19 protein-coding genes are annotated in these 22912 nt (G+C 75.1%); 8 read left to right on the plus strand and 11 right to left on the minus strand.

Annotation, left to right across the window (positions count from 1 at the left end; translation table 11 throughout):
• Positions 1-72 precede the first annotated feature (72 nt).
• The 3 genes from ACIOFR_RS21875 to ACIOFR_RS21885 all read right to left on the minus strand — a co-directional run bounded on the left by ACIOFR_RS21875 (position 73) and on the right by ACIOFR_RS21885 (position 4021).
• Positions 73-1455, minus strand: a complete 1383-nt coding sequence (locus ACIOFR_RS21875; protein WP_400999726.1) for a histidine-type phosphatase — start codon at positions 1453-1455, stop codon at positions 73-75.
• Positions 1456-1578: 123 nt separating this feature from the next.
• Positions 1579-3465 (minus strand): Na+/H+ antiporter NhaA, encoded by a 1887-nt coding sequence (nhaA, locus tag ACIOFR_RS21880; RefSeq protein ID WP_400999728.1) that lies wholly within the window; start codon positions 3463-3465, stop codon positions 1579-1581.
• 82 nt (positions 3466-3547) lie between these two features.
• Positions 3548-4021: a DUF5709 domain-containing protein gene (locus ACIOFR_RS21885; protein ID WP_400999730.1), complete on the minus strand. Its 474-nt coding sequence runs from the start codon at positions 4019-4021 to the stop codon at positions 3548-3550.
• A gap of 203 nt (positions 4022-4224) precedes the next feature.
• Here ACIOFR_RS21885 and ACIOFR_RS21890 point away from each other — a divergent pair, with 203 nt between their 5' ends.
• Complete coding sequence (locus tag ACIOFR_RS21890; RefSeq protein ID WP_400999732.1) at positions 4225-5739, plus strand: amino acid permease; 1515 nt, start codon at positions 4225-4227, stop codon at positions 5737-5739.
• A gap of 53 nt (positions 5740-5792) precedes the next feature.
• Here ACIOFR_RS21890 and ACIOFR_RS21895 read toward each other — a convergent pair whose 3' ends face one another.
• Positions 5793-7220 carry a S28 family serine protease gene (locus tag ACIOFR_RS21895; RefSeq protein ID WP_400999734.1) on the minus strand — a complete coding sequence of 476 codons (1428 nt, stop codon included), beginning with the start codon at positions 7218-7220 and terminating at the stop codon, positions 5793-5795.
• Between the two features lie 216 nt (positions 7221-7436).
• Here ACIOFR_RS21895 and ACIOFR_RS21900 point away from each other — a divergent pair, with 216 nt between their 5' ends.
• Positions 7437-8642 carry an MFS transporter gene (locus ACIOFR_RS21900; protein ID WP_400999736.1) on the plus strand — a complete coding sequence of 402 codons (1206 nt, stop codon included), beginning with the start codon at positions 7437-7439 and terminating at the stop codon, positions 8640-8642.
• 124 nt (positions 8643-8766) lie between these two features.
• Here the strand turns inward: ACIOFR_RS21900 and ACIOFR_RS21905 are convergent, their stop codons facing one another.
• The 3 genes from ACIOFR_RS21905 to ACIOFR_RS21915 all read right to left on the minus strand — a co-directional run bounded on the left by ACIOFR_RS21905 (position 8767) and on the right by ACIOFR_RS21915 (position 10080).
• Positions 8767-9471: a hypothetical protein gene (locus tag ACIOFR_RS21905; protein ID WP_400999738.1), complete on the minus strand. Its 705-nt coding sequence runs from the start codon at positions 9469-9471 to the stop codon at positions 8767-8769.
• 113 nt (positions 9472-9584) lie between these two features.
• The gene (locus ACIOFR_RS21910; RefSeq protein ID WP_400999740.1) at positions 9585-9845 is read right to left on the minus strand and encodes a hypothetical protein; all 261 of its coding nucleotides are present in this window, start codon (positions 9843-9845) and stop codon (positions 9585-9587) included.
• Positions 9832-10080: a DUF6400 family protein gene (locus ACIOFR_RS21915; protein ID WP_400999742.1), complete on the minus strand. Its 249-nt coding sequence runs from the start codon at positions 10078-10080 to the stop codon at positions 9832-9834. The genes ACIOFR_RS21910 and ACIOFR_RS21915 overlap by 14 nt, the downstream gene beginning before the upstream one ends.
• 138 nt (positions 10081-10218) lie before the next feature.
• Here ACIOFR_RS21915 and ACIOFR_RS21920 point away from each other — a divergent pair, with 138 nt between their 5' ends.
• Complete coding sequence (locus tag ACIOFR_RS21920) at positions 10219-10401, plus strand: antitoxin (protein ID WP_400999744.1); 183 nt, start codon at positions 10219-10221, stop codon at positions 10399-10401.
• Between the two features lie 81 nt (positions 10402-10482).
• Here ACIOFR_RS21920 and ACIOFR_RS21925 read toward each other — a convergent pair whose 3' ends face one another.
• Entirely contained in the window at positions 10483-11403 is a 921-nt protein-coding gene (locus ACIOFR_RS21925) for a diacylglycerol kinase (protein WP_400999746.1), read from the minus strand.
• The gene (locus ACIOFR_RS21930; protein WP_400999748.1) at positions 11400-13037 is read right to left on the minus strand and encodes an FAD-binding oxidoreductase; all 1638 of its coding nucleotides are present in this window, start codon (positions 13035-13037) and stop codon (positions 11400-11402) included. The genes ACIOFR_RS21925 and ACIOFR_RS21930 overlap by 4 nt, the downstream gene beginning before the upstream one ends.
• A gap of 20 nt (positions 13038-13057) precedes the next feature.
• Here ACIOFR_RS21930 and ACIOFR_RS21935 point away from each other — a divergent pair, with 20 nt between their 5' ends.
• Positions 13058-13654, plus strand: a complete 597-nt coding sequence (locus tag ACIOFR_RS21935) for a TetR/AcrR family transcriptional regulator (RefSeq protein ID WP_400999750.1) — start codon at positions 13058-13060, stop codon at positions 13652-13654.
• On the plus strand, positions 13651-15201 hold the full coding sequence (locus ACIOFR_RS21940) for a glycerol-3-phosphate dehydrogenase/oxidase (protein ID WP_400999752.1): 1551 nt from the start codon (positions 13651-13653) through the stop codon (positions 15199-15201). Before ACIOFR_RS21935 ends, ACIOFR_RS21940 begins: the two co-directional genes overlap by 4 nt.
• Positions 15202-15300: 99 nt before the next feature.
• Here ACIOFR_RS21940 and ACIOFR_RS21945 read toward each other — a convergent pair whose 3' ends face one another.
• Positions 15301-16095, minus strand: a complete 795-nt coding sequence (locus ACIOFR_RS21945) for a metal-dependent hydrolase (RefSeq protein ID WP_400999754.1) — start codon at positions 16093-16095, stop codon at positions 15301-15303.
• Positions 16096-16300: 205 nt separating this feature from the next.
• On the opposite strand from ACIOFR_RS21945, the gene ACIOFR_RS21950 reads away from it, so the two are divergent.
• Both ACIOFR_RS21950 and ACIOFR_RS21955 read left to right on the plus strand, forming a co-directional pair.
• Positions 16301-18067 (plus strand): RNA ligase family protein, encoded by a 1767-nt coding sequence (locus tag ACIOFR_RS21950; RefSeq protein ID WP_400999756.1) that lies wholly within the window; start codon positions 16301-16303, stop codon positions 18065-18067.
• On the plus strand, positions 18067-20934 hold the full coding sequence (locus ACIOFR_RS21955) for a poly(A) polymerase (RefSeq protein ID WP_400999758.1): 2868 nt from the start codon (positions 18067-18069) through the stop codon (positions 20932-20934). Before ACIOFR_RS21950 ends, ACIOFR_RS21955 begins: the two co-directional genes overlap by 1 nt.
• Before the next feature lie 56 nt (positions 20935-20990).
• On the opposite strand, the gene ACIOFR_RS21960 is transcribed toward ACIOFR_RS21955, so the two are convergent.
• Complete coding sequence (locus tag ACIOFR_RS21960) at positions 20991-22028, minus strand: C40 family peptidase (protein WP_400999760.1); 1038 nt, start codon at positions 22026-22028, stop codon at positions 20991-20993.
• A 190-nt stretch (positions 22029-22218) separates the two neighbouring features.
• Here ACIOFR_RS21960 and ACIOFR_RS21965 point away from each other — a divergent pair, with 190 nt between their 5' ends.
• On the plus strand, positions 22219-22854 hold the full coding sequence (locus ACIOFR_RS21965; protein WP_400999811.1) for a DUF4360 domain-containing protein: 636 nt from the start codon (positions 22219-22221) through the stop codon (positions 22852-22854).
• The last annotated feature ends 58 nt before the right edge of the window (positions 22855-22912 follow it).

Consider the following 22912-nt stretch of genomic DNA (forward strand, 5'->3'; position numbering starts at 1 on the left):
GCGTGTCCCACGGTACCCACCCCCACCGACATCACCGCCGCGTTCGGCGATCCCCGGCACCGCGGCCGGTGCCTACGCGGTGCGGCCGAAGCAGCGCTCCAGCTCGTCCAGGTCGTAGAAGTAGCTGCCCCGGGCGACCGGCCGGCAGCCGGGCCGGAAGGCGGTCTCCCGCTCGTCGTAGACCATCCGCACCAGGTAGCGGTCGCCCTTGCGGAACAGGTCCCACTGGATGTTGGCGCCCATCGGCGACACCGAGGCGCCGCGCCACGGGTTGTCGGCGTAGCGGTACGGGCGTTCGGGGCGGGCCTGCTCGGTGCTGCCGGGCAGCTGCATCAGCGCGGCGAGCGGGATGATCTCCTCGGCGTGGGTGAAGCGCAGTTCGGCGCCCAGGGTGCCGGTCCCGGCGCGCTCGGCCTCGATCCTGGCGAAGAAGTCGTCGAGGAGGACACCGGCCATCCGGTAGGTGATGTCGGCGCCGGCGAAGCCCGGGCCCTTGGTGTAGAACTCCTCGGCGTCGTCGAGGTAGCCGAACCAGTCGGCCTCCTCGGCCCCGAGGTAGCGGCCGAAGTGCCAGTCACCCTCGTCGCTCAGGCCCGGCGCCGCGCTGTACAGGGCGTGCAGCGCCTGCGCGGCCCGCACCTCGTCGGTACCGGCCTCGACCTCGCCGGCGGCGATCCGCTCGACGAACGCCGGGGTGAAGACCCGCTCCAGGGCCCTTCGGGCGGTCCGGTGGGTGCGGTCCTGGTCCCGGATCGCGGCCAGGGTCGCGGCGAGCCGCGGGTCGTGGTCGACGTAGTCGCGGTAGTCCGCGTTGGCGGCGGCCTTGTGGAAGTAGAGCAGGCCGGGGTCGGTGCGGGCCGGCAGCACGGCCGGTGCCAGGGCCGGGTCGGCGCCGACCAGGCCGCCGGTGAAGGCGCCGGCGCTGTCGGCCGCGCGCTTCTGGCCGGAGCTGACCACGTCGATCCGTTCCCGGCCGGCGGGGTTCGGCGCGTCCTGGGCGATCCGGTGGAACAGGCCCGGCAGCCGCCGCTCCATCCGCGCGGCCGTGTCCGCCATCTCGCGCCGGCCGCGGCCGGTCAGCTGGCCGTACCCCACCGCGGCGTTGGCGTCCAGGAAGGCCTGCACGTCCGGGCCGAAGTCGCGGCCCGGTGCGGTGAGGCCGCCCTCGTCGGCGGCCCGCCGCCACAGCCGCAGCAGCAGGTCGCCGTCCTCGCTGTCGGACAGCGCCCGGGAGCCGTGCCGGGAGGCGGTCTCGGTGAGGACCGCGGTGAAGCCGGCCGGCGGGCGCTGGTAGTCACGGACGTCCTGCTGCGGCCGGTAGGGCGTCTTGGTGGTGGCGGAGACGCCGTGGGCACCGCGGTCCCGGTCCGGTCCGGCCTGGGCGGGGGCGGCGGCCGCGCCGGCCAGCAGGACACCGGCGGCCAGGGCCACGGCGGATCGGTGGATGCGTCGCATGGTCGTCCGTCAGCTCCGTTGCTCGGGGAGGCGAAGCGCCCACCCTGGTGCGCCCGGATGACCCCGGCGTGTGGGGCCCGTGACGTCCGCGTGCATGCCAGGACAACGGCCGGCGACGGCCCCTCAGGGTGCGGTGGCGGCCCGCGCCCCGGCCTCACGGACGGCGGCCGAGAGCGTCGCGAGGTCGTAGGCGCCGTGGTGGCGCCTGCCGTTGACGAAGAAGGTGGGCGTCCCGGCGACCCCGCTGAGGTCCGCGGACTCCAGGTCCTCCGCGACCCGGACGGCGGAGGAGTGCGCGTGCAGGTCCCGGCGGAAGCGCGCGACGTCGATCCCGATCTGCGCGGCGTGGCCGAGCAGGTCGTCCAGCCGCAGCGCCTCCTGACGGCTCAGCAGCAGGTCGTGCATCTCCCAGTAGCCGCCCTGCAGCCCCGCCGCCTCGGCGGCCTGCGCGGCGAGCTGGGCCCGCGGGTGGACGTCGTGCAGCGGGAGGTGGCGCCAGACGTAGCGGATGTCGGCGAACCCGGCGAGCAGCTGCCGCACCACCGGCTCCGCCTGGCCGCAGTACGGGCACTCGAAGTCGCCGTACTCCACCAGCGTGACCGGGGCCTGGAGGGGGCCGCGGATGTGGTCGCGCGCCACGTCGACCGGGACGGCCAGGTCGATCAGGCCCTCGGCGGTGCCGAGCAGCGCCCGGATCTTCCGGCGGCGCGGCAGCAGCCCGATCACGCCGGTCACCGCCCAGGTCAGCGCGGCGGAGCAGACGACCGCGCTGAGGATGCCGACCTTCGCCTCGGTCAGCCGGTCGCCCTCGAAGGCCAGGGTCGCGATCAGCAGCGACACCGTGAACCCGACGCCGGCGATGGTCCCGCCGGCCGCGATGGAGCCCCAGCCGACCGGCGGCCGCAGCCGCCCCCGGCTCAGGGCGGTGGTCAGCAGGGAGGCCCCGACGATGCCGACCGGCTTGCCGAGCGTGTAGCCGAGCAGGATGCCGAGGGTGAGCGGCGAGGCGAAGGCGTCCGCCAGCTGGTCGCCGTCCAGCGTGATGCCCGCGTTGGCGAGGGCGAAGAGCGGCACGATGACGTAGCTGGTCCAGGGGTGGTACATCCGCTGGAGCCGCTCGTTGGGCGAGATCGCGGTGGCCAGCCCGGCGCGCAGCGAGCGCTCCAGTTCGGGGGTGGGCTGTTCGCGGAACAGCCGGAAGAGGCCGCTGGCGCGCTCCAGGTCGCTGCGGGCCGCGGGGTAGGCGTAGGTCATCAGGCCCATCACCAGGCCGGTCACCACCGGGTCGACCCCCGACTTCAGCAGGGCGACCCACATCGCCGCCGCGAGCAGCGCGTAGACGGCGCCCCGGCGGACGCCGCCGGCCCGGACCAGCAGGATCACCCCGAGGATGCCGGCCGCCACCGCCAGGGCCGGGAGCGAGATGTGCCCGCTGTAGAAGACCGCGATGACGCCCAGTGCCACGAAGTCGTCGACCACGGCCACGGTGAGCACGAAGATCCGCAGCCCGTCGGGGAGGCGTCTGCCGAACAGCGCGAGCAGTCCGAGGGCGAAGGCGGTGTCGGTGGACATCGCGGCGCCCCAGCCGTGCCCGGAGCCGTGGCCGGCGGTGACGGCGAGGTAGACCAGCACCGGGACGAGCATCCCGCTCAGGCCCGCGACCATCGGCAGCGCGAAGCGGCGGCGTTCGCGCAGCTCCCCCATGTCGAACTCGCGACGCGCCTCCAGGCCGACCACCAGGAAGAAGAAGGTCATCAGGCCGCTGTTGACCCACTCGCGCAGGTCCAGGGACACCCCGGCCGACCCGAGGGTCACCGACAGGTGCGTCTCCCAGAACGTCTCGTACGCGTCGGCCGCCGCGTTCGCCCAGACCAGCGCGGCCAGGGTGGCGGCCAGCAGGACGGCGGCGCTGCCGGTCTCGGTCCGCAGGAACTCCCGCAGCGGGGTCCTGTTCGCGCCGGCGCAGGCGGTCCGGCCGGTCAGGCGGGGGGCCTCGTCGGATGGCGTCACTCCGGCATTCTCCCGCCTCGGGCGGGGAAACCCGGGCAGGTCCGGGGCGAGCCGCCGTGCCCGGCGGGGCGGGCGGGCCCGGTCAGCGGGCCCGGTCCTCGCCGTCCCGCACGACGTGGACGGCGGCCTCCTCCGCCGAGGCGGCGGCGCCGTCGATCCCGATGTCCGAGGCGAACATGCCGCCCCGGCGACCGTCCGGCGCGACCAGCCGTCCGGCCCGGCTGTCGCCGACCTCGTCGTCCACGAGTTCCCCGTCGGTGTCGGAGGCGTCCCCGAGTCCGTCGGTGGTCTCGGTCAGGTCGCCGAGGGCGGGGTCGGGCAGTTCCTCCGCGAGCCGCCGGTCCAGGGTCTGGCCCTCGGCCTGTTCGTTGCCGGTGGTGCCGAACCGCTCCACGGCCAGTGGTCGCTCGGGTGGCGACCAGCCCTCGTCGTAGGGGTCCGCGCCCCGGTCGAGCAGGGTGTCCTCGGCGTCGAGCACGCCCGTGTCGTCCGTGACCTCGCTGCCGTCCGGCTGATAGACGTCGTCGCCCCTGGCGTCGTCCGTTTCTTCCGCCACAGCGCACTCCTTCCGTCCGACAACCGGTGCCGTTTCGTCCAGACTCCCGCAGCCCGCACGTCCCGGCACCCCGGGGGCGTTCCGGAGCGCCGGGAGCGGCCGGACGGGCGGGACACAGGGCCTTACGGCTGAAGCCTCGCCTCCCGGGGTCGTACGGCACCCGAACCTGGGTAGCCGTGACCGGACGACCCCCGGAGGCCCGTATGAGCACCACGCCCGAGTCGGAACCCCTGATGCGCTCCCTCGTCCGGACCAAACCGGTCGAGCAGTCGATCGCGGACACCCATGAGCCCGAGCACCAGCTGCGCCGTTCCCTGTCCGCGCTGGACCTGACCGTCTTCGGTGTCGGTGTCATCATCGGCACCGGCATCTTCGTGCTCACCGGCACCGCCGCGAAGAACCACGCCGGGCCTGCCGTCGCGCTGTCCTTCGCGGCGGCCGGTGTGGTGTGCGCGCTGGCCGCACTCTGCTACGCCGAGCTGGCCTCGACCGTCCCGGTGGCCGGATCGGCGTACATCTTCGCGTACTCGACCATCGGCGAGTTGCCGGCCTGGATCATCGGCTGGGACCTGGTGCTGGAGCTGGCGCTGGGCGCGGCGGTGGTCGCGGTCGGCTGGTCCGGCTACGTGCAGTCGCTGCTGGAGAGCGGCGGGGTGACCCTGCCGCACGCGCTGTCGGGGGCGTCCACCGGCGGCTGGAGCTTCAACCTGCTGGCCACGGCGCTGGTCCTGCTGCTGACCGCGGTGATCGTGCTCGGCATGCACCTGTCCGCCGAGATCACCCGGGTGATCGTGGCGATCAAGGTGACGGTCGTGCTGATCGTGATCGTGGCCGGCCTGTTCTTCGTGAAGGCCGACAACTACTCGCCGTTCATCCCGCCGGCGACCACCGTGGAGGGCAAGTCGGGCGCTCAGTCCCCGCTGATCCAGGTGCTGTTCGGCTACACGCCGACCGACTTCGGCGTGATGGGCATCTTCACGGCGGCGGCGGTGGTGTTCTTCGCCTTCATCGGCTTCGACGTGGTGGCGACCGCCGCGGAGGAGACCCGCAACCCGCAGCGCGACGTGCCCCGGGGCATCCTCGGCTCGCTGTTCATCTGCACGCTGCTGTACATGGCGGTGTCGGTCGTGGTCACCGGCATGCAGAAGTACACCGAACTCTCCAGCGACGCACCGCTGTCGGACGCCTTCAAGGCGGTCGGGCAGGACGCCTTCGCCAGCATCATCAACGTCGGCGCGGTGGCCGGTCTGACCTCGGTGACGATGATCCTGTTGCTCGGCCAGAGCCGGGTGTTCTTCGCGATGAGCCGCGACGGCCTGCTGCCGCGCACCTTCTCGACGGTGCACCCCAAGTTCGGCACGCCGACCCGGGCGATCATCATGCTGGGCGTGGTGGTGGCCGTGCTGGCCGGGCTGATCCCGCTGGAGGAACTGTCCGAGCTGGTCAACATCGGCACCCTGTTCGCCTTCGTGGTGGTCTCGATCGGTGTGGTGGTGCTCCGGCGCACCCGGCCCGACCTGCACCGTTCGTTCCGCTGCCCGTGGGTGCCGGTGGTGCCGATCCTGTCGGTCCTGGCCAGCCTGTGGCTGATGATCAACCTGCCGGCCGAGACCTGGTGGCGGTTCCTGGTCTGGATGGTGATCGGCATGGTCGTGTACTTCCTCTACGGGCGCGGCCACAGCCGGATCGGCCGCGGCACCGTCCGGCCGGAGTCGTAGGGCACCTCGAAGGTCCGGCCCACCGCGGTGCGCGGTCGGCCGGACCTCCGGCGCTACAGGCGGTGGTGCTCCAGCAGGAGCCCGGCCCGGTCCAGGTCCCCGAAGGGCGGGATCCGCTGGGCCCCGAGCGCCGAGCGGGCGTCGGCGCCGTCGGCCGCCAGGCCCGCCCAGCCGAGCAGTTCGGCGGTGGCGGCCGCCGACTGGTCGGGGACCAGTGAGGCGATCTTCGCGCCGTGGTTGGCGCCCGGGGCGGTGTAGACGTACGAGTCCGCACTGCCGCGGCCGAGGGTGAACCGTTCGGCTCCCCAGGGGTCGTTCTGCCCGTAGACGAAGATGATCCGCCGGGCCGAGTGGCGCACCCAGCCGTCGATGTCCCGCATGGCACCCGGGTCGAACCGCATCGGGATCGAGCGCGGCACGTACGTGCGCGGTGCGTACAGCTCCTTGGTGTCGTAGTGCAGCAGGCCCCGCAGGCGCGAGACGTCGAAGGTCGGCGAGCCCAGCTGGGTGCCGGCCTGGTAGTAGTACGCGGTGTAGGCGGCCAGCGCCTGGTCGCTGTTGGAGGTGACGCCCGAGTGGGTGTCGAGCCAGGCGTAGAGCTGGTCGTCGGTGGCGGTGGCGGCCGGGACGGCCGCGCAGTCGGCCTCGGTGCTGTACTGCCAGAAGGCCCAGACGACGTCCAGGACGCCGAGCTCGTACGCCCGGTCGGCGCTGCCGACGGTCTGGAAGGTGTTGCCGGCGACGGCGTTGTCGGCGGCGTAGCGCGGCTCCAGGGTGCCTCGGCGCACGAGCAGTTCGCGCTGGGCGGCCTCCAGGGCGGACCGGCACTGCGCGCTGCCGACCTGGGCGAAGAAGGCGGTGTAGGCGCGGTCCTCACGGTCGTTCACGTCGTTGGGAGCCACGTAGGCGACCGTGCCGGCCACGTCGTCGGGGTAGAACCGGCGGTGGTAGACGGAGGACATGCCGCCCTTGCTGGCCCCGGTGGAGATCCACTTCTGGCCGTAGACGCCCTTGAGTGCGGTGATGATGCGGTGGGTGTCGCCGGCCGCCTGCTCGATGCCGGCCTTCGACCAGTCGGCGGGCTGCGGACGGGAGGGGGTGAAGAAGCGGTACTCGACGGAGACCTGGTTGCCGTCCAGCAGCCGGGTCGGTTCGGTACGCGAGGGGGTGGTGCCGAGGGTGTAGCCGTTGGTGTAGAGCACCGTCGGGCGGTCCTCGCCGCGGTGCAGGACGCTCAGGCGCTGCTGGAACGTGCCCAGCCAGGGCCGGCGGTGGTCGACCGGCTGGGTGTAGGTGAGGAGGAAGTAGCGGTAGCCCGGGGCGGGCTTCTCCTCCGTGACGGTCATGCCGGGGATGGCCGCCAGGCGGTCCCGGATGTCTCCGGCGGCGGCCTGGCGGGCGGCCGCCGGTTGGGCGAGACCGAGGGCGAGCAGCGATATCAGCAGCCCTGCGGTCAACAGTCTTCTGAGCGTGGTGCGCATCAACTCTCCGTAGGGTGAACGGTGCTGGGGTCCGGCCGTCCGGCGCGCGGCCGGCGGTACCCGGCCGCGCGGAGCGGAACGCCACAAACCTGTCGCGTACATGACGAGCTGTCAAGTGGACCACGTCACGACCCGTCACGTCCGGCCGCACGGCCCGCCGCCACGCACCCGCCGCGCACCCTCCGCGCCCCGCGCGCTGCCCTTACCGTGGCACGTATGAGCCATCGTCAGAGTGCCGCGCCGCACGTCCGCCGGGCCGACTACCTCGGCGCCGCCGGTGCCTTCGCCGTCTGCATGGCCGGAACGACGCTCCCGACCCCGCTCTACGGCCTCTACCAGGAGCAGATCGGCTTCTCCGAACTGACCGTCACGGTGGTCTACGCCGTCTACGCCTTCGGGGTGATCGGCGTCCTGCTGGTCGCGGGCGACGTCTCCGACACCGTCGGCCGCCGGCCGGTGCTGCTGTGCGGACTCGGGCTGGCCGCGCTCAGCGCGCTCTGCTTCCTGCTGGAGGGCGGCCTGCCGCTGCTCTACCTGGGCCGCCTGCTGTCCGGGCTGTCCGCCGGCCTGTTCACCGGCGCCGCCACCGCGTACGTGATGGAGCTCGCCCCGCCGGGGCGCGAGGCCCGGGCGGCCTTCGCCGCCACCGCGGCCAACATGGGTGGGCTCGGCTGCGGCCCGCTGCTGTCCGGGATCCTCGCCCAGTACGCGCCGCGGCCGCTGCAGACGCCGTTCCTGGTGCACCTGGCCTTGGTCGCGGTGTCCTTCGCGGTCACCTGGCTGCTGCCCGAGACCGTCCGCGGCGCCCGGCCGGCCCGCGCCGTGCGGCCCCGGCGCCCGGCGCTGCCGCCCGAGGTGCGCCCGGTCTTCGTCCCCGCCGGGATCGCCGCGTTCGTCGGCTTCTCCCTGTTCGGGGTGTTCACCTCGGTCGCGCCCGCCTTCCTGGCCCAGCGCCTGGGCGTGCACAACCACGCCGTGGTCGGGCTGATCGTGTTCTGCGCCTTCTTCGCCTCCACCCTCGGACAGCTCCTCGCCGGCCGGCTCGGCGTGGCCCGGGCCCTGCCGACCGGCTGCCTGGTGCTGGTCGCCGGGCTGGCCCTGCTGGCCGCCGCACTGGCCTGGAACGCCCTGCCACCGCTGGTGCTCAGCGCCCTGGTCGGCGGCTTCGGCCAGGGGCTCTCGTTCCGCGGCTCGGTCGCGGCCGTGGCGGGCGCGGCCCCCGAGGCGCACCGGGCCGGAGCGATCTCCTCGCTGTTCGTGGTCGCCTACACCGGCATCTCGATCCCGGTCATCGGCGTCGGGGTGCTCACCGAACCGCTCGGGCTGGCCGACGCGGGACTGGTCTTCATCTGCTGCATGGCACCGCTCGCCGCCTGCGCCGGCGGATACCTGCTGCGCCGCCCCGCCGTCACCGGCGCCTGACCGGCGGACGGGCGTCCCGGAGGACCGCCACCGCCGTCCGGAGCCGCCCGGCACGATCGCTCCGACGGTCGGCGTCCCCCGGGTCCCCCGGGTCCGCCGGGCGCCGCGGCCGGACGCCCGGCGGTCAGACGCCGCCGGTGGCGTCCTCGGGCGCGGGGGACGGGACGTCGCCGGCCCACAGCAGGCAGCCGGGGCGGTCCGGGTCGGGGACGTACCGGGAGCGGCCGTCCGGGTAGGCACAGCCGGTGGCGCGCAGGGCGACGCCGGCCGCGAGCTGTTCGGCGGTCAGGGCGCTGACGTCGAGGAGTTCCCCGTCCAGCGGGCCCCCGACCAGATGGCGGCGGGCGGTGGCCGGGTGCCCGCCGTGGAACTCCGCCGGCCGGGCGGGCGCCTTCGGGGGCGGCTGGCGGCTCTGCCAGGCGTCCAGGGCGGCCCGGACCTCGCCGGCGTACGCGCCGGGCGGGCGCCGCGGGTGGCGGGCGTCCCGGTCGGCCACCAGGTCGCCGACGAGGGTGACCAGGCCGGCCGGGGCGGTGAGGTCGTCGACGTGCAGCTTCAGCGCTTCGGCGCTGCCCTGGCCGGGGCCCCAGCGGTAGGACCAGCCGACGCTCCGGTTCCAGAACAGGTGCAGGTCCCAGGAGGCCTCGGCGCCGCGCGCCTCCAGGGTCCGGCGTCGCCAGTACAGTTCCGCGCCCAGGCCGCCGTCGTCGGTGCGCAGGTCCGTCTGCCAGGAGTCGACGCCGCAGCCGGCCGCGCCGAGTGCCCGTACGACCGACACGACGTAGCCCTCGTCGGCGCGGTATCTCTCGTCCGTATGGAAGTCCACCACCCCGCCATGCTGACGGGCCGGGCGGCCGGCTGTCAGCCGAACCCGGGTGTCACGCCGCTATCACCACCCGTCGGGGGGACCCCGGGGCGCCGGCGGGCGCCGTCCGGGCGGTGCTACCAGCGCCGGGTGGGCCGCCGGGCGGTGGGGGCGGCGGCGGAGCGGGTGGCACCGAAGCCCGTCTCGTGGTCCCAGACGTGGGTGCAGCCGGGGCACTGGAGGTGCAGGACGCTGCCGGTGTTGGCGAGCAGGTAGCGCCAGTGCTCGGTGCAGGTGCGGCGGGCCTCGCACTGCGGGCAGCCCGCGGCGTCGTCGCAGGCGGGGCAGCGCACCCAGGCGCGGCGGCCGTGGTCGGCCTGGGGGTCAATGGGCAGCACGGTCGGGCCCCTCTCCGGGCCGCTGTCCGGGCAGCACGCCGGCGGCGACCAGGTCGTCGTAGGTGCGCTGCTGGTCGGCGTCGAGGCCGGAGTAGAGCAGCGCGTACGCCTCGTCCTCGCCGCGCATGACCGCGACGGGATCCCAGTCGGGACCGAGCGCGGCCACCACCTCGGCGCGCCGACGGGCCTCCTCGATGGTGAGGTCGAGGTCGAATGCCACAAGGTTCGAAGACATGGAAGGTGAAGTTAGGCGGCCCTTACCTGCCTGTCAAGGGCCGTCGGTGCCGGCCGGCGGCCCGGGCCGCTCCAGATGTGCGCACCGGCCACCTCGGCGATGCTGGGAGCGTCAGGCATCCCGTAAGGAGGACCGCGCATGTCCATGCTCGACAAGCTCAAAGGCATGATGAAGGGCCACGAGGACACCGCCCGGCACGGTGTCGAGAAGGCGGGCGACGCCATCGACGAGAAGACCGGGAACAAGTACCAGAGCCAGGTGGACACCGCCCAGCAGAAGGCCAACGAACAGATCGACCGGCAGCCCCCCACCGACGGGTGATCAGAACATCCGGCCCGGGCGGCCGACCGTGCTCCGGTCGGCTGCCCGGGCCTTTGGCGCACCGCGCCGGGGCCGCCGCCCTCAGCCCGGTACGAGCAGGGAGAGCGACCGCGGCACGACCCGCACCTCGGCGGGCAGCGGGCCGGCCAGGTCGCCGTCGGTGTAGGCGTTGATCCCGGCGGACTCGATCCGCACCCGGGCGGTGCGGTGGCAGGTCACGTCGGGGTGCCGCACGTGGGTGCCCTTGAAGACGGTCGGGAAGAACCGCAGCAGCCGCCGCCGGGGCATCGCGCCGACCAGGGTCAGGTCGAGCAGGCCGTCGGCGTGGTCGGCGTCCGGGCAGATCAGCATCCCGCCGCCGTAGCTGCGGGTGTTGCCGACCGCGGCGAGGGTCAGCGGCCGGTCGACCACCGTGCCGTCCTCCAGCACCAGGCGGAACGGCAGCGGCCGCAGCCGGGCCAGCTCCAGGACGATGGCGAGGTTGTAGCGCATCCGCCCGCGGGGGCGGCGCAGCCGGTTGGCGCGGTCGTTGACCAGGGAGTCGAAGCCGGCCGCCAGGACGGACCCGAAGTACCGGGTGGCGCCGTCGGCGGTGTCGATCCGGCCGGTGTCCACCCGGACCAGGTGGCCGTCGGCGATGACGTCCGCGGCCGCCTGGGGATCGTTCAGCGGCAGGCCGTACTCGCGGGCGTGGTCGTTGCCGGTGCCGGCCGGGACGACGCCGAGCGGGACGTCGGTGCCGGCCAGGGCCTGGATCGCCAGGGCGATCATGCCGTCCCCGCCGGCCACCGCGAGCACGTCCACCCCGCGTCCGACGGCCTCGCGGGCGAGCCGGACGGCGTCCTGCGGGTCGGTGCCGGTGACGGCGAGCACCTCGACGCCGCGCTCGCGCAGCCGGGCGGTCGCCCGCCGGGCGGCGTGGTCGGCGCGCCCGCCGCCCGCGGCGGGGTTGGTGAGCACCACCGCGGTGCGGATCTCCCGCCGTTGCGGACCGGCGGTCACGGGATCAGCTTTCCGGGGTTGAGGATCCCGGCGGGGTCGACGGCGGCCTTGACGGCGCGCAGCACGGCGGCGCCCAGGTCGCCGATCTCCTGCGGCATCCACGGCCGGTGGTCGGTGCCGACGGCGTGGTGGTGGGTGATGGTCCCGCCGGCCGCCATGATCGCGTCGCCGGCCGCGGCCTTCGCGGCGGCCCACTGCTCGATCGGGTCGCCCTTCTGTGCGCCGAGGACGGTGAAGTAGAGCGAGGCGCCGGTGGCGTAGACGTGCGAGATGTGGCACATCACCAGCGAGGTGCTGCCGCCCGCCTGGAGGGCGGTCTGCAGGGCGGCCGTCACCTCCCCCTTGAGCCGGTCCAGGTTCGACCAGGCGGTGGCGGTCTCCAGGGTCTCGCACAGGGCGCCGCAGTCCAGCAGCGAGTCGCGCAGGTACGGGGCGTCGAAGCGGCCGTGCTCCCAGGCGCGGGCGGGCTCCTCGCCGAGTGAGGTGCCGCCGTTGGCGAGCATCACCTCGCGGGTGAGCCGGTGGCGGGCCCCGGTCTGCTCGGCGGTGCCCTCGAAGACGGTGACGGCCAGGCAGCCGCTGGTGACCTGGCCGCCGCCGATCTTCGCGGTCATCGCCAGGTTGACGCCGGTCTCGGTCTCGTCGGACAGCCGCAGCACGGTCGGCCCGGTGCCCTGCTGCTCGACGGCGCGCAGCGCGGCGGCGCCGGTGGCGAAGTCGGGGAAGCTCCAGGCCTCGTAGCGGCGGACGGCGGGGGTCGGGTGGACCCGCAGCCGGACGGCGGTGATCACGCCGAGGGTGCCCTCGGAGCCGATGAACAGCTGGCGCAGGTCCGGGCCGGCGGCGGAGGCCGGGCCGCGGCCGAGGTCCAGCACGCCGGCGGGGGTGACCACCCGCAGGCCGCGCACCATGTCGTCGAAGCGGCCGTGGCCGGCGGAGTCCTGGCCGGAGGAGCGGGTGGCGGCGAAGCCGCCGATGGTGGCGAAGCGGAAGCTCTGCGGGTAGTGGCCGAGCTCGAAGCCGCGGGCGGCGAGCAGCTCCTCGGCCTGCGGGCCGGTGAGGCCGGCGCCGAGGGTGGCCTCGCCGGAGACCTCGTCGAGGTGGAGCAGCGCGTCGAGGCGGCGCAGGTCGAGCGAGAGGACGGCGGTGAAGTCGCCCCGGACGGGGTCGAGGCCGCCGACCACGCTGGTGCCGCCGCCGAAGGGCACGACGGCGATGCGGCGCTCGGAGCAGAGGGCGAGGACGGCGGCGATCTCCTCCTCGGTGCCCGGGAGCACGACCGCGTCGGGGGCGTCCTGCTCGTCGCGGCTGCGGCGGCGCAGCAGGTCCGGGGTGGACTTGCCGCCGGCGCGGGGCAGCCGGTCGGCGTCGCCGGCGCTGACGTGCTGCGCGCCGACGATGGCGGCCAGCGCGGCCAGGTCGTCGGCGGGCAGGGCGGACGGGCGCAGCCGGACCTCGTCGGCGGTGGGCGCGGGGGCGTCCTGCGGGGTGACGCCGAGGAGCTGCTCCAGCAGTGCCCTGATGTCGTCGGTGAGCGGCTTGGCGAGGGCCGGGTCGCCCCAGGCGTTCCACGTCATCGGCGGCAGCGGCAGTGTCGCCGTGCGGCCCGGTCCGGTGTGCGCTTCGGATGGCATGCGTTACAGTTTTCCACATCATGTCAAGTAGTCACTCGGAGTCCCCGAGCATCGGAGCAGGTCGCAGCATCGACGACACGATCCTCGACGCGGCCGCCGAGCTGGTCCTCGTCCTCGGCCCGCGCCGCACCCAGCTGGCGGAGATCGCCCGCCGGGCGGGGGTCAGCCGCCCCACGGTCTACCGCCGCTGGCCGGACGTGCGCGCGGTGGTCGGCGCCCTGCTCACCCGGGAGATCCGCGCCACCCAGGAGCGGGCCGTCCGCACCGGGGACGACCGGGAGGCCGTGGTCGCCTGGATCGTCGAGGTCGCCGTGCAGGTCCGCGACCACCCGGTGCTCGGCGCCCTGCTGCGCTCGGACGCCGACCTGCTGGTCGAGTACGTCGTGGAGCGGCTCGGCACCAGCCAGCGCGGGCTGCTCGACGCCCTGCGCGAGGCCGTCGAGCTCGGCCAGCGGCACGGCTCGATCCGCGCCGGGGAGCCGGCCGAACTGGCCGCGATGGTGCTGCTGATCGCCCAGTCCACCGTCCAGTCGCACCGCATGGTCGCCCAGCTGCTGCCCGAAGAGGCCTGGCGTCGCGAACTGGCCATCGCCCTGAACGGATACCTCACGCCATGACCGAACGCCCCGGTACGACCGCCCTCGACGCCCGGCGCCGCGCCGGGGAGCTCGACACCCTCGCCGCCGGCGGCCCGGTGGACCTGCTGGTCGTCGGCGGCGGGGTGACCGGCGCCGGGGTCGCGCTGGACGCCGCGTCGCGCGGGCTGCGCACGGTGCTGGTGGAGGCCCGCGACCTGGCCTTCGGGACCAGCCGCTGGAGCTCCAAGCTGGTCCACGGCGGGCTGCGCTACCTGGCCTCCGGCCGGATCGGCGTGGCCCGCGAGAGCGCCGTCGAACGCGGCATCCTGATGACCCGCACCGCACCGCACCTGATCCGCGCGCTGCCGCAGGCCGTCCCGCTGCTGCCGTCCGTGGGGCGCGGCACGGCGGCCCTGGTGCACACCGGCTTCCTGGCCGGGGACGCGCTGCGGTGGAGCGCCCGCACCCCGGCCGCCGTCCTGCCGAGGGCCCGCCGGGTCGGGCCCGACACCGCGCAGCGGCTGGTGCCGGCGGTCCGTACCGCGGGCCTGCGCGGCGCGCTGGTCGCCCACGACGGCCAGCTCGTCGACGACGCACGGCTGGTGACGGCGATCGCCAGGACGGCGGCCGGGTACGGCGCGAGCGTGCTCACCCGGGTCCGGGCCGACCGGGTCACCGGGACCTCGGCCGAGCTCACCGACACGCTCACCGGACGGTCGCTGACGATCACGGCCGGCGCGGTGGTCAACGCCACCGGGGTGTGGGCCGACCAGGTCGACGAGTCGATCCGGCTCCGGCCCAGCCGCGGCACCCACCTGGTCTTCGACGCCGCCGCCCTCGGCCACCCGCGGGCCGCGCTGACCGTGCCCGTCCCCGGCTCGACCAGCCGCTTCGTGTTCGCGCTGCCCCAGCAGCTCGGCCGGGTGGTGCTCGGCCTGACCGACGAGGACGCCCCCGGTCCCGTCCCGGACGAACCGGTGCCCACCGAGCAGGAGATCGACTTCCTGCTGGCGACCGTCAACACCGCGCTGGAGCGCCGGCTGACCCGGGCGGACGTGCGCGGCGCGTTCGCCGGGCTGCGCCCCCTGATCGACACCGGCGACGGCGACACCGCGGACCTCTCCCGGCGGCACGCGGTGCTCCGCTCCCCGTCCGGGGTGGTCACCGTGGTCGGCGGCAAGCTCACCACCTACCGGGCGATGGCGCAGGACACGGTGGACTTCGTGCTCCGCGCCCGGGGCGGGGCCGTCCCGCCGTGCCGGACCGCCCGGCTGCCGCTGGTCGGTGCCCCCGGGCACCCGGACGGCCGGCCACTGCCGGACGGTGCCGCGCCCGCCTCGTTGCTCGCCCGGCACGGTGGCGAGGCCCGGGCCGTCCTGGAGTCGGCCCGGCTGCCGCGCCCGCTCGAACCGGTCGCCGAGGGCATCGACGTGACCCGCGCGGAGATCGAGTACGCCGTCACCCACGAAGGCGCGCTGGACGCGGCGGACGTGCTGCACCGCCGCACCAGGATCGGGCTGGTGCCCGCCGACGCCGACCGGGCCCGCGCGGCCGTCGAGGAGATCGTCGACGCGCTCGCCGGCTGACCGGCTCCCGGCTCCCGCGGCTGTCCCGGACGACCGGCCCCGGACAGCACGACGGCCACCGCCGGGGGGCGGTGGCCGTCGTGGGAGCAGGCGGGGCGGTCAGCCCAGGAAGCCGAGCCCACCGAGGGCTCCGATGCCGCCGAGCACCATGAAGACCGGGGTCAGCACCTTGATCTCGACCCAGCTGCCGGCCCGGAAGCGCATGCCCTTCGGCGGCCCGATCGGGTACCAGCGCTTGCGGCCGATCGGGATCGGCCACAGCACCGGGCAGCCCGAGACGGTCAGCGCGTCACCGATGCAGTGCACCAGGGCGCCCAGCACGATCGGCAGGCCGACCCACAGGTACTGCTGGCCGGGCTCGGTGAACAGCCAGTCCGACCCGTTGCCCGGCTTGTCGAGGATGTCGGCGATCATCCAGGCGCTGCAGACGCCCAGCAGCCACACCAGGATGTCGCTGGACATCCGGGCGGCCTTCCACAGCAGGCCCTCGATGGCCAGCACCATGTGCACGAACAGCACCGCCAGCACGCCCCAGCGCCCGCCCCAGACGCAGATGCCGGCCGCGCCCGCCCCGCACATCACGGCCCACACCCAGGTGTGGGTGAGCGTGCGGTGGCCACCGGAGCGGCGCGGGTCGCCGGGCTTGCGGGTCGACTTGTAGGCCGCGTACGAGAGCTTGTCGATGATCTCGCAGAGGTTGCGCGATATCGGCCCGAAGGCCCTCGATATGGTGGCCGCCTTGTGGTCGAGGTCGGGTGCGAGCGCCGCGCCGGCGCAGATCAGCGCTCCAGCGAGGAGCACCGGCCACGGCATGGGCCGGTCGAGCGCCGCCGCGGCGGCTCCCACCCCCAGCCAGGCCGCTGCACCGGAGAGCGAGTGCGCCGGTCCCATCATGGCGATAACCGTCCCTTGGTCAGTTCCCAGGTGCGCCGCGCACCTGACGGTGCCGCAGCATACCGGCAGGCGATCATGGCCCGTGACGGGGTGTCCGCAGGCGGCCCGGAACACCGTTATTCGATGGATCACCGCTGCTCAGCGGACCTAGAGTTGCGCCGTCGCAGCATCGTCGGACACCGACACCGTCGTCACGGGAGCAGCCATGCGGACGCAGTACCCACGCACCCCGCACCTGCCCTGGTCGCCGGGGGCCACCCCGGACGACCTGCGCGCCGGCGACCTCGCCGCGCTGCGCGGCCGCGAGGTCGTGGTCACCGAGAAGCTGGACGGCGAGAACACCACCCTGTACCGGGACGGCCTGCACGCCCGCTCGGTGGACTCCGCCCACCACCCGTCCCGCACCTGGGTCAAGGCCCTCCAGGGCCGGATCGGCCACGCCGTCGCCCCGGGCCTGCGGGTGTGCGGGGAGAACCTCTACGCGCGGCACTCGATCGGGTACGACGGGCTGGAGAGCTACTTCTACGCCTTCTCGGTCTGGGACGGCGATCACTGCCTCGACTGGGACGCCACCGTGCGCTTCGCCCGGCGGATCGGGGTTCCGCTGCCTCCGGTGCTGTGGCGCGGGATCTTCGACGAGCGCGCCCTGCGGGCCCTGAAGCCGGACACCACCCGCCAGGAGGGCTACGTGGTGCGGACGGTGGCCGGCTTCGACCGGGCCGACTTCGGCCGCCGGGTCGCCAAGTGGGTCCGCCCGGCGCACGTGCGGACCGACACCCACTGGATGCACGCCGCCGTGGTGCCGAACGGGCTCGGCCCGCGCGCGGCCCTGTGGGAGGCGGCCTCCGGCGGGCCGGTCGGCGCGCCGGCCCTGTCGGCGGCACTGGGGCCGGAGCCTGCCGGGTCGGAGCCTGCCGGGCCGGCGGACCCGGAAGCCGCCGGGGCCGCACTCGCCGAGGTCACCGGACGGCTCGACGTGCTCGGCCGGACGGGCTCCGCCCGACTCGCGGGCGTCCTCGCCGCGCTGCTGCACGGCGCCCGGCGGTCCGCACTGGCTCCCCGGCTGGTGGCACCGCTCGGGGTGCCGCTCGCCCGGCGCGTCGCCGACCTGGTCGGACTGCACCCCGCACTGCACCGCCCGTACCCCGACGCCGACCGCCGGGCCGGGCTGGTCCGGCTCTCCTACGCGGCGGACCTCGGGGTGCTGCACGCCGTCTCGCTCGCGGCGCTGGCCGGGCGGGAGGGCCCGGAGTCGGACGCGGACCGCGAGCGGGCCGAGTGGTCGGCGCTGGTCGCCGAGGACGCCGGACTGCTCGGCGAGGCGCCGTTGGAGGAGGTCCGGCACGGCCTGCGCGAGGCGCTGAGCGACCATCCGGCCGAGGTGGGCGACCGCTGCTGGGCCGAGGCCCGGGAGGGGTTCGCGCTGGGCCGGATCTCCACCCCGCAGGAGGCGGTGGCCCTGGGCTGGCGGTGGCGGTCCGGGGCGTTCCCCCGACTGGTCGTCATGTCCGGCCCGTCCGGCAGCGGCAAGAGCGCCTTCGCCCGCGCCCTGCCCGGCGTCGACGAGATCGTCTCGCTGGACGACCTGCGGCAGGCCCGGGGCTCCCGCGCGGACCAGCGGGCCAACCCCGAGATCCTGCGCGCGGGCCTGGAGCGGCTGGACGCCGCGCTCACCCCCGGCCGGACGGTGGTCTGGGACGCCACCTCGCTCAACCAGCAGCAGCGCTCGCTGGTGCAGGGCGTGGCACACCGCCGGGACGCGCTCACCACGCACGCCGTCCTGCTGGTCGGGCCGGCGGAGCTCGCCCGGCGCAACGCCGCCCGCGAGCACCCGGTGCCGCCCGGCGTGCTCGCCGCCCAGCTGGGCCGGTTCGGCCCGCCCTACCCCGGCCAGGCGCACCGCACCTGGTACATCGGCCCGGACGGGACCGTCGGCGACACCGACGGCACCCTGGACAGCGAGGTGCAGTGATGCGGACCAGCGAAGAGGTCTACCACCGGATCCGCTGGGACCAGCGCTTCGACCCGGCCCGGTTCGTGCTCGGCGTGCACGTACGCGGCGCGGCCCCCAAGCGGGTGCCGCTGCCCGCGTTCGTCCCGGGCGGGGACATCCCCTGGCACCGGGTGCTGTTCGTCGAGGCGGACGGCGAGCCGGTCTGGGACCGGGCCACCGGCCTGGACCGGCTGGACTCCGCCGCCGTCGGCCGGGCCGATCGGCCGCGTCTGCTGCGGGCACCGTTCTTCACCGCCCGCACGCCCCACGCGTGGGACGCCGCGGCGGGCTGGCACCCCGTCACCGGGCCCGTCCCCGACGGGCCCGCGCCGGCCGCGCTGCGGGTACTGACCTGGAACACCCTCTGGGACCGCTACGACAGCGACCGGATCGACACCGCCCGGCGCCGGCCCCTGCTGCTGGCCGCCCTGGAACGCGCCGACGCGGACGTGATCGCCCTCCAGGAGGCCGAGACCGGGCTGCTCGCCCTGCTGCTGGCCGCGCCCTGGGTCCGCGCCCGGTACGTGCTGGACACCGACCCGGCCGGGCCCGACGTCGACGGCAGCGGTCTGCTGCTGCTCAGCCGGCTGCCGGTCGGCGAGTCCGCCCGGCACGCCCTCGGCCCGCACAAGGCCGTGGCCGCCGTCACCGTGGAGAGCGCCGCCGGGCCGCTGGTGGTCGCCACCACGCACCTGAGCAGCGACCACTCCGAGAACGGCGCGGACCGGCGCGAGGCCGAGCTCGCCCGGCTGGCCGAGGGGCTGGCCGGCCTGGACGGGGAGGTCGTCCTGGTCGGCGACTTCAACGACGGCGGCGACCGGCCCGCCCGTGCGCTGCGGCTGCGCGACGGCTGGACCGAGGTCCACGGGCCCGGCGACGGCACCCCCACCTTCGACCCGCACGCCAATCCGCTGGCCGCCGTCTCCTCGCTGTCCGGCCGGGCCTCCCGGCTGGACCGGATCCTGCTGCGCGGGCCCGGCGTGCGGGCCGCCACGGCGACCCTGGTCGGCGACTCCCCCACCGACGGGCTGTTCCCCTCCGACCACTACGGCGTCCAGGCCGATCTGACGGCCGGGGGTGACGACGCCGGCGCCGTCCTCGACGCCGCGCCGACCGCCCGCACCGCGCTGGCCTGGATCCCGCCGGCCGAGCTGTGGCCGACGATCCAGCAGGTCCGGCGGGACCACGACCCGCAGCTCGACCGCTGGCCGCCGCACGTCAACCTGCTCTTCGGCTTCGTACCGGAGGCGGACTTCGGGCCGGCGGCGGAGCTGGTCTCCGCGGTGGCGACGCGGAGCACGCCGTTCACCGCCGTGCTGGACGGTGTCCGCGCCTTCGCCCACCGCCACGACTCGACCCTCTGGCTCGACCCGGCCGCCGCCGGCGCCGAGCCATGGACCGCCCTTCGGGACGCCCTGGAGCAGTGCTTCCCGCGCTGCCGAGGCCGCGCGGAAGGCTTCACCCCGCACCTGACGCTGGGTCGCGCCCGCGACCCGCGGCGGCTGCTCGGCGAGCTGGGCGCCCGGCTCGGCAGCGCGTCCGCGCAGGTCGGCGAGGTGGCGCTGCTCTCGCGGCGCGGCGGGGAGCCCATGCGGGTGCGGGCCACCGTCACGCTCGGCACCGGCGCGGTGCGGTGGCTCCCGGAGCCCGCCGCAACAGGCCCGACCACCGCGGACCGGGCCACTGCGGACCGGGCCGCCGGGGAGCGGGCCGCCGGGCCGGCCGCCCGGCCGGAGGAGGTCCTGACGACGCTGGCCCGGGTGCTGTCCGAGGGCGTGGTGCACCCGGTCGGTTCGCGCCGACTGGGCTGCGACCTGCCCGGGGCCGATCTGGACCTGGTCGCCGCCCTGCCGGGCCGGGTGGACCCGGCCGCGCTCCGGGCCCGGGTGGCGCAGGCGCTGCCGGACGCCGCCGTCCGGCAGGTGACGGGCGCCCGGGTGCCGGGACTGCGGCTGCTCGTCGGCGCCCTGACGGTGGACCTGGCCGTGGTCGCCACCGGGTCGACGGACCCGGCCGAGGCGGTGGACCGCCGCGCCGAGCTGGGCGAGGCGGCCGCGACGGCGCTCAGCGCGGTCAGCGACGCCGCCGCCGTCCGGGACGCCACCGCCGCGGACCCGGCGGCCTTCGCCGGCCTCGCCCGGACGGTGAAGGCCTGGGCGAGGGCCCGTGGACTGGACTCGGCACCGTTCGGCGGCCTGCCCGGCCTGGCCTGGACGGTGATGGCCGCCCTGACGGCCCGCCGGGCCGGAGCGGACACCGAGACCGAACCCGGCCCGCTGCTAAGGGAGTTCTTCGCCACCTGGGCGGCCTGGGACTGGCGGGAACCGGTCCGGCTGACCCCGGGCACCGACGGACCGGCCGCGAGCGGCGCCCCGGTCACCGTCCTGACACCCACCGGTCCCGTCCGCTCCTGCACCGAGCAGGTCGGCGCGGGCGGGTACGACCTGCTGGTCCGGGAGCTCTACCGGGCCTGGGAGATCACCGCCGCGAGCGAGGGCCCGTGGCCCGAGCTGTTCGGCACGCCGCCGCTGCACCGGCGGCACGCGGCCTGGGCGGTGCTGTCCGTCCGCGGCCGGCCGGGCGAGCAGTTCGACGCCGTGCACGGCCGGTTCCGGGGCCGGCTGCGCGCGCTGCTCACCGCCCTGGAGCAGGACGGGACGGCCGACGCGCACGCCTGGCCCCGCCCCTTCGAGTCCGCCCCCGGAACCGCCCGGTACGCGATCGGGCTGGGCCGCACCCCACCGGACGCCGCGCGGCTGGCGGCGGTCGCGGACGGCTGGCTCGCGGGGGTGCCGGGGGTCGAGGTCACCTGGGAGCCGGGCGGCGAGCTGCCGACGCCGCGCTGACGTGAAGGGGCCCGCACCTCGGAGGTGCGGGCCCGTTGGACGGGAGGACGGGACCGTCAGGGACGGCCGAGGTGGGTCGGGTAGTACCCGCTGCTCAGGGTGGAGATCCGGATCCTGGTGCCGGGCCGGGCGGCCTCGACGTACTGGTTGTTGCCGAGGTAGATGGCCACGTGCTCGATGTCCGCGGCCCGGCCGGTCACCGACCAGAACAGCAGGTCGCCGCGGCGCAGGCCGGACGAGCTGATCGGGGTGGTCGCGGCGTACTGGTCGGCGGCGACCCGCGGCAGGCTGACGCCCGCCCGGCGGTACGCCTGCTGGACCAGCCCGGAGCAGTCGTAGCCGTCGGGCCCGTTGCCGCCCCAGATGAAGGGCAGGCCGACCTCGCCGAGCGCGAACTGGACGGCCGCCTCGTACGAGCCGGCGGCCGCGGACGAGCCACCACCGCCGCCGCCCGAGCTGCCGGTACCGGTGGCGCCGCCACCGATCCGGCTCAGGTAGACGTCGTAGTGGGTGGTCCAGCGCCAGGCACCCGCACTGTTCCGGAACCAGTACTTCGAACCGTCCCAGCCCTGCTTGATGCCACCACTGCCGGCCGAACCGCCGGTGCCGGCGGCGCCGCCACCGATCCGGCTCAGGTAGACGTCGTAGTGGGTGGTCCAGCGCCAGGCACCCGCACTGTTCCGGAACCAGTACTTCGAACCGTCCCAGCCCTGCTTGATGCCACCACTGCCGGCCGAACCGCCGGTGCCGGCGGCGCCGCCACCGATCCGGCTCAGGTAGACGTCGTAGTGGGTGGTCCAGCGCCAGGCACCCGCACTGTTCTTGTACCAGTACTTCGAGCCGTCCCAGCCGCTGTGGGCGGGGGCGGGCTCGGCACTGGCGCCGACCGCCCCGCCGAGGCTGATCGCACTCGCGCCCGCCAGCACGGCGGCGGCCAGGCCGGCCCGGCGCAGGATCCGCCTGGCACGGCCCGTTCCGCGGCGGTCCGCCTCGCGGGGCGGCTGCGGGTGACGATCGACCGGTATCGTCCGGACCCGAGTGGGGGCTGACTCCGTTTCGGCCACGGCCGGGACGATGGTGTTGTTCTTGTCCATGGCAGCCACGCTAAGCAGATCTGACGCCCCCTCGCCTCGTGGTGTCCGCCGGGGGAGGGTTCACGCTTGGTGATCGAAGCGTCACAACCCCTGTACGGCAGCCCGGGCGGTGTGGTGACATGTACACGCCAAACAACGAGTCGCCGAGCCGGCGACCCGGACTCAGGACCGATCGGAAGGAACGCCCATGATGTTCCGTCTGCTGGCCGCCGCCGGCGTCGCGGCCTCAGTGCTCGGCTCACCGATCTTCGGCACCGGATCGACTCCTCCCCCGCCGGACAAGATCGTCATCGATGTGGCGACGGTCAACGGCTCCGGCTGCCCGGCCGGCACGGCCGCCGTCGCCGTCTCCCCCGACAACACCGCCTTCACCGTGACCTACAGCAACTACCTCGCCCAGGTCGGCGTCGGCTCCAAGCCCACCGACTTCCGGAAGAACTGTCAGCTCAACCTCAACGTCCACGTCCCGCAGGGCTTCACCTACGCCATCGCCTCGGCCGACTACCGCGGCTACGCCCACCTGGAGAAGGGCGCCACCGCCGTCCAGCGCGCGAACTACTACTTCCAGGGCCAGCCGCAGACCGCCACGCTGAGCCACCAGTTCAAGGGCCCGGTGGACGACAGCTGGCAGGCCACCGACTCGGTCGAGGTCGCCGCGCTCGTCTGGTCCCCCTGCGGTGAGCTCCGCAACTTCAACATCAACACCGAGCTGCGGGTGAACGCCGGCACCTCCGACCCGTCCAAGACCACCAGCTTCATGACTATGGACTCCACGGACGGCGACATCAACACCGTCTACCACCTGGCCTGGAAGACCTGCCCCTGATCCACCGACACCCGGGCGCGACCACGCTGCGGCCGATCGGCCGGCCACCCGTGACAGG

It is taken from the genome of Kitasatospora sp. NPDC088346 (assembly GCF_044740765.1).
Classification (GTDB): Bacteria; Actinomycetota; Actinomycetes; order Streptomycetales; family Streptomycetaceae; genus Kitasatospora.

Coding starts and splice junctions, on each gene's coding strand:
- ACIOFR_RS21875 (WP_400999726.1), bottom strand. CDS start 1,455: ATGCGACGCATCCACCGATCCGCCGTGGCCCTGGCCGCCGGTGTCCTG.
- ACIOFR_RS21890 (WP_400999732.1), top strand. CDS start 4,225: ATGAGCACCACGCCCGAGTCGGAACCCCTGATGCGCTCCCTCGTCCGG.
- ACIOFR_RS21895 (WP_400999734.1), bottom strand. CDS start 7,220: ATGCGCACCACGCTCAGAAGACTGTTGACCGCAGGGCTGCTGATATCG.
- ACIOFR_RS21900 (WP_400999736.1), top strand. CDS start 7,437: ATGAGCCATCGTCAGAGTGCCGCGCCGCACGTCCGCCGGGCCGACTAC.
- ACIOFR_RS21915 (WP_400999742.1), bottom strand. CDS start 10,080: ATGTCTTCGAACCTTGTGGCATTCGACCTCGACCTCACCATCGAGGAG.
- ACIOFR_RS21920 (WP_400999744.1), top strand. CDS start 10,219: ATGTCCATGCTCGACAAGCTCAAAGGCATGATGAAGGGCCACGAGGAC.
- ACIOFR_RS21930 (WP_400999748.1), bottom strand. CDS start 13,037: ATGCCATCCGAAGCGCACACCGGACCGGGCCGCACGGCGACACTGCCG.
- ACIOFR_RS21935 (WP_400999750.1), top strand. CDS start 13,058: ATGTCAAGTAGTCACTCGGAGTCCCCGAGCATCGGAGCAGGTCGCAGC.
- ACIOFR_RS21940 (WP_400999752.1), top strand. CDS start 13,651: ATGACCGAACGCCCCGGTACGACCGCCCTCGACGCCCGGCGCCGCGCC.
- ACIOFR_RS21945 (WP_400999754.1), bottom strand. CDS start 16,095: ATGATGGGACCGGCGCACTCGCTCTCCGGTGCAGCGGCCTGGCTGGGG.
- ACIOFR_RS21950 (WP_400999756.1), top strand. CDS start 16,301: ATGCGGACGCAGTACCCACGCACCCCGCACCTGCCCTGGTCGCCGGGG.
- ACIOFR_RS21955 (WP_400999758.1), top strand. CDS start 18,067: ATGCGGACCAGCGAAGAGGTCTACCACCGGATCCGCTGGGACCAGCGC.
- ACIOFR_RS21960 (WP_400999760.1), bottom strand. CDS start 22,028: ATGGACAAGAACAACACCATCGTCCCGGCCGTGGCCGAAACGGAGTCA.
- ACIOFR_RS21965 (WP_400999811.1), top strand. CDS start 22,219: ATGTTCCGTCTGCTGGCCGCCGCCGGCGTCGCGGCCTCAGTGCTCGGC.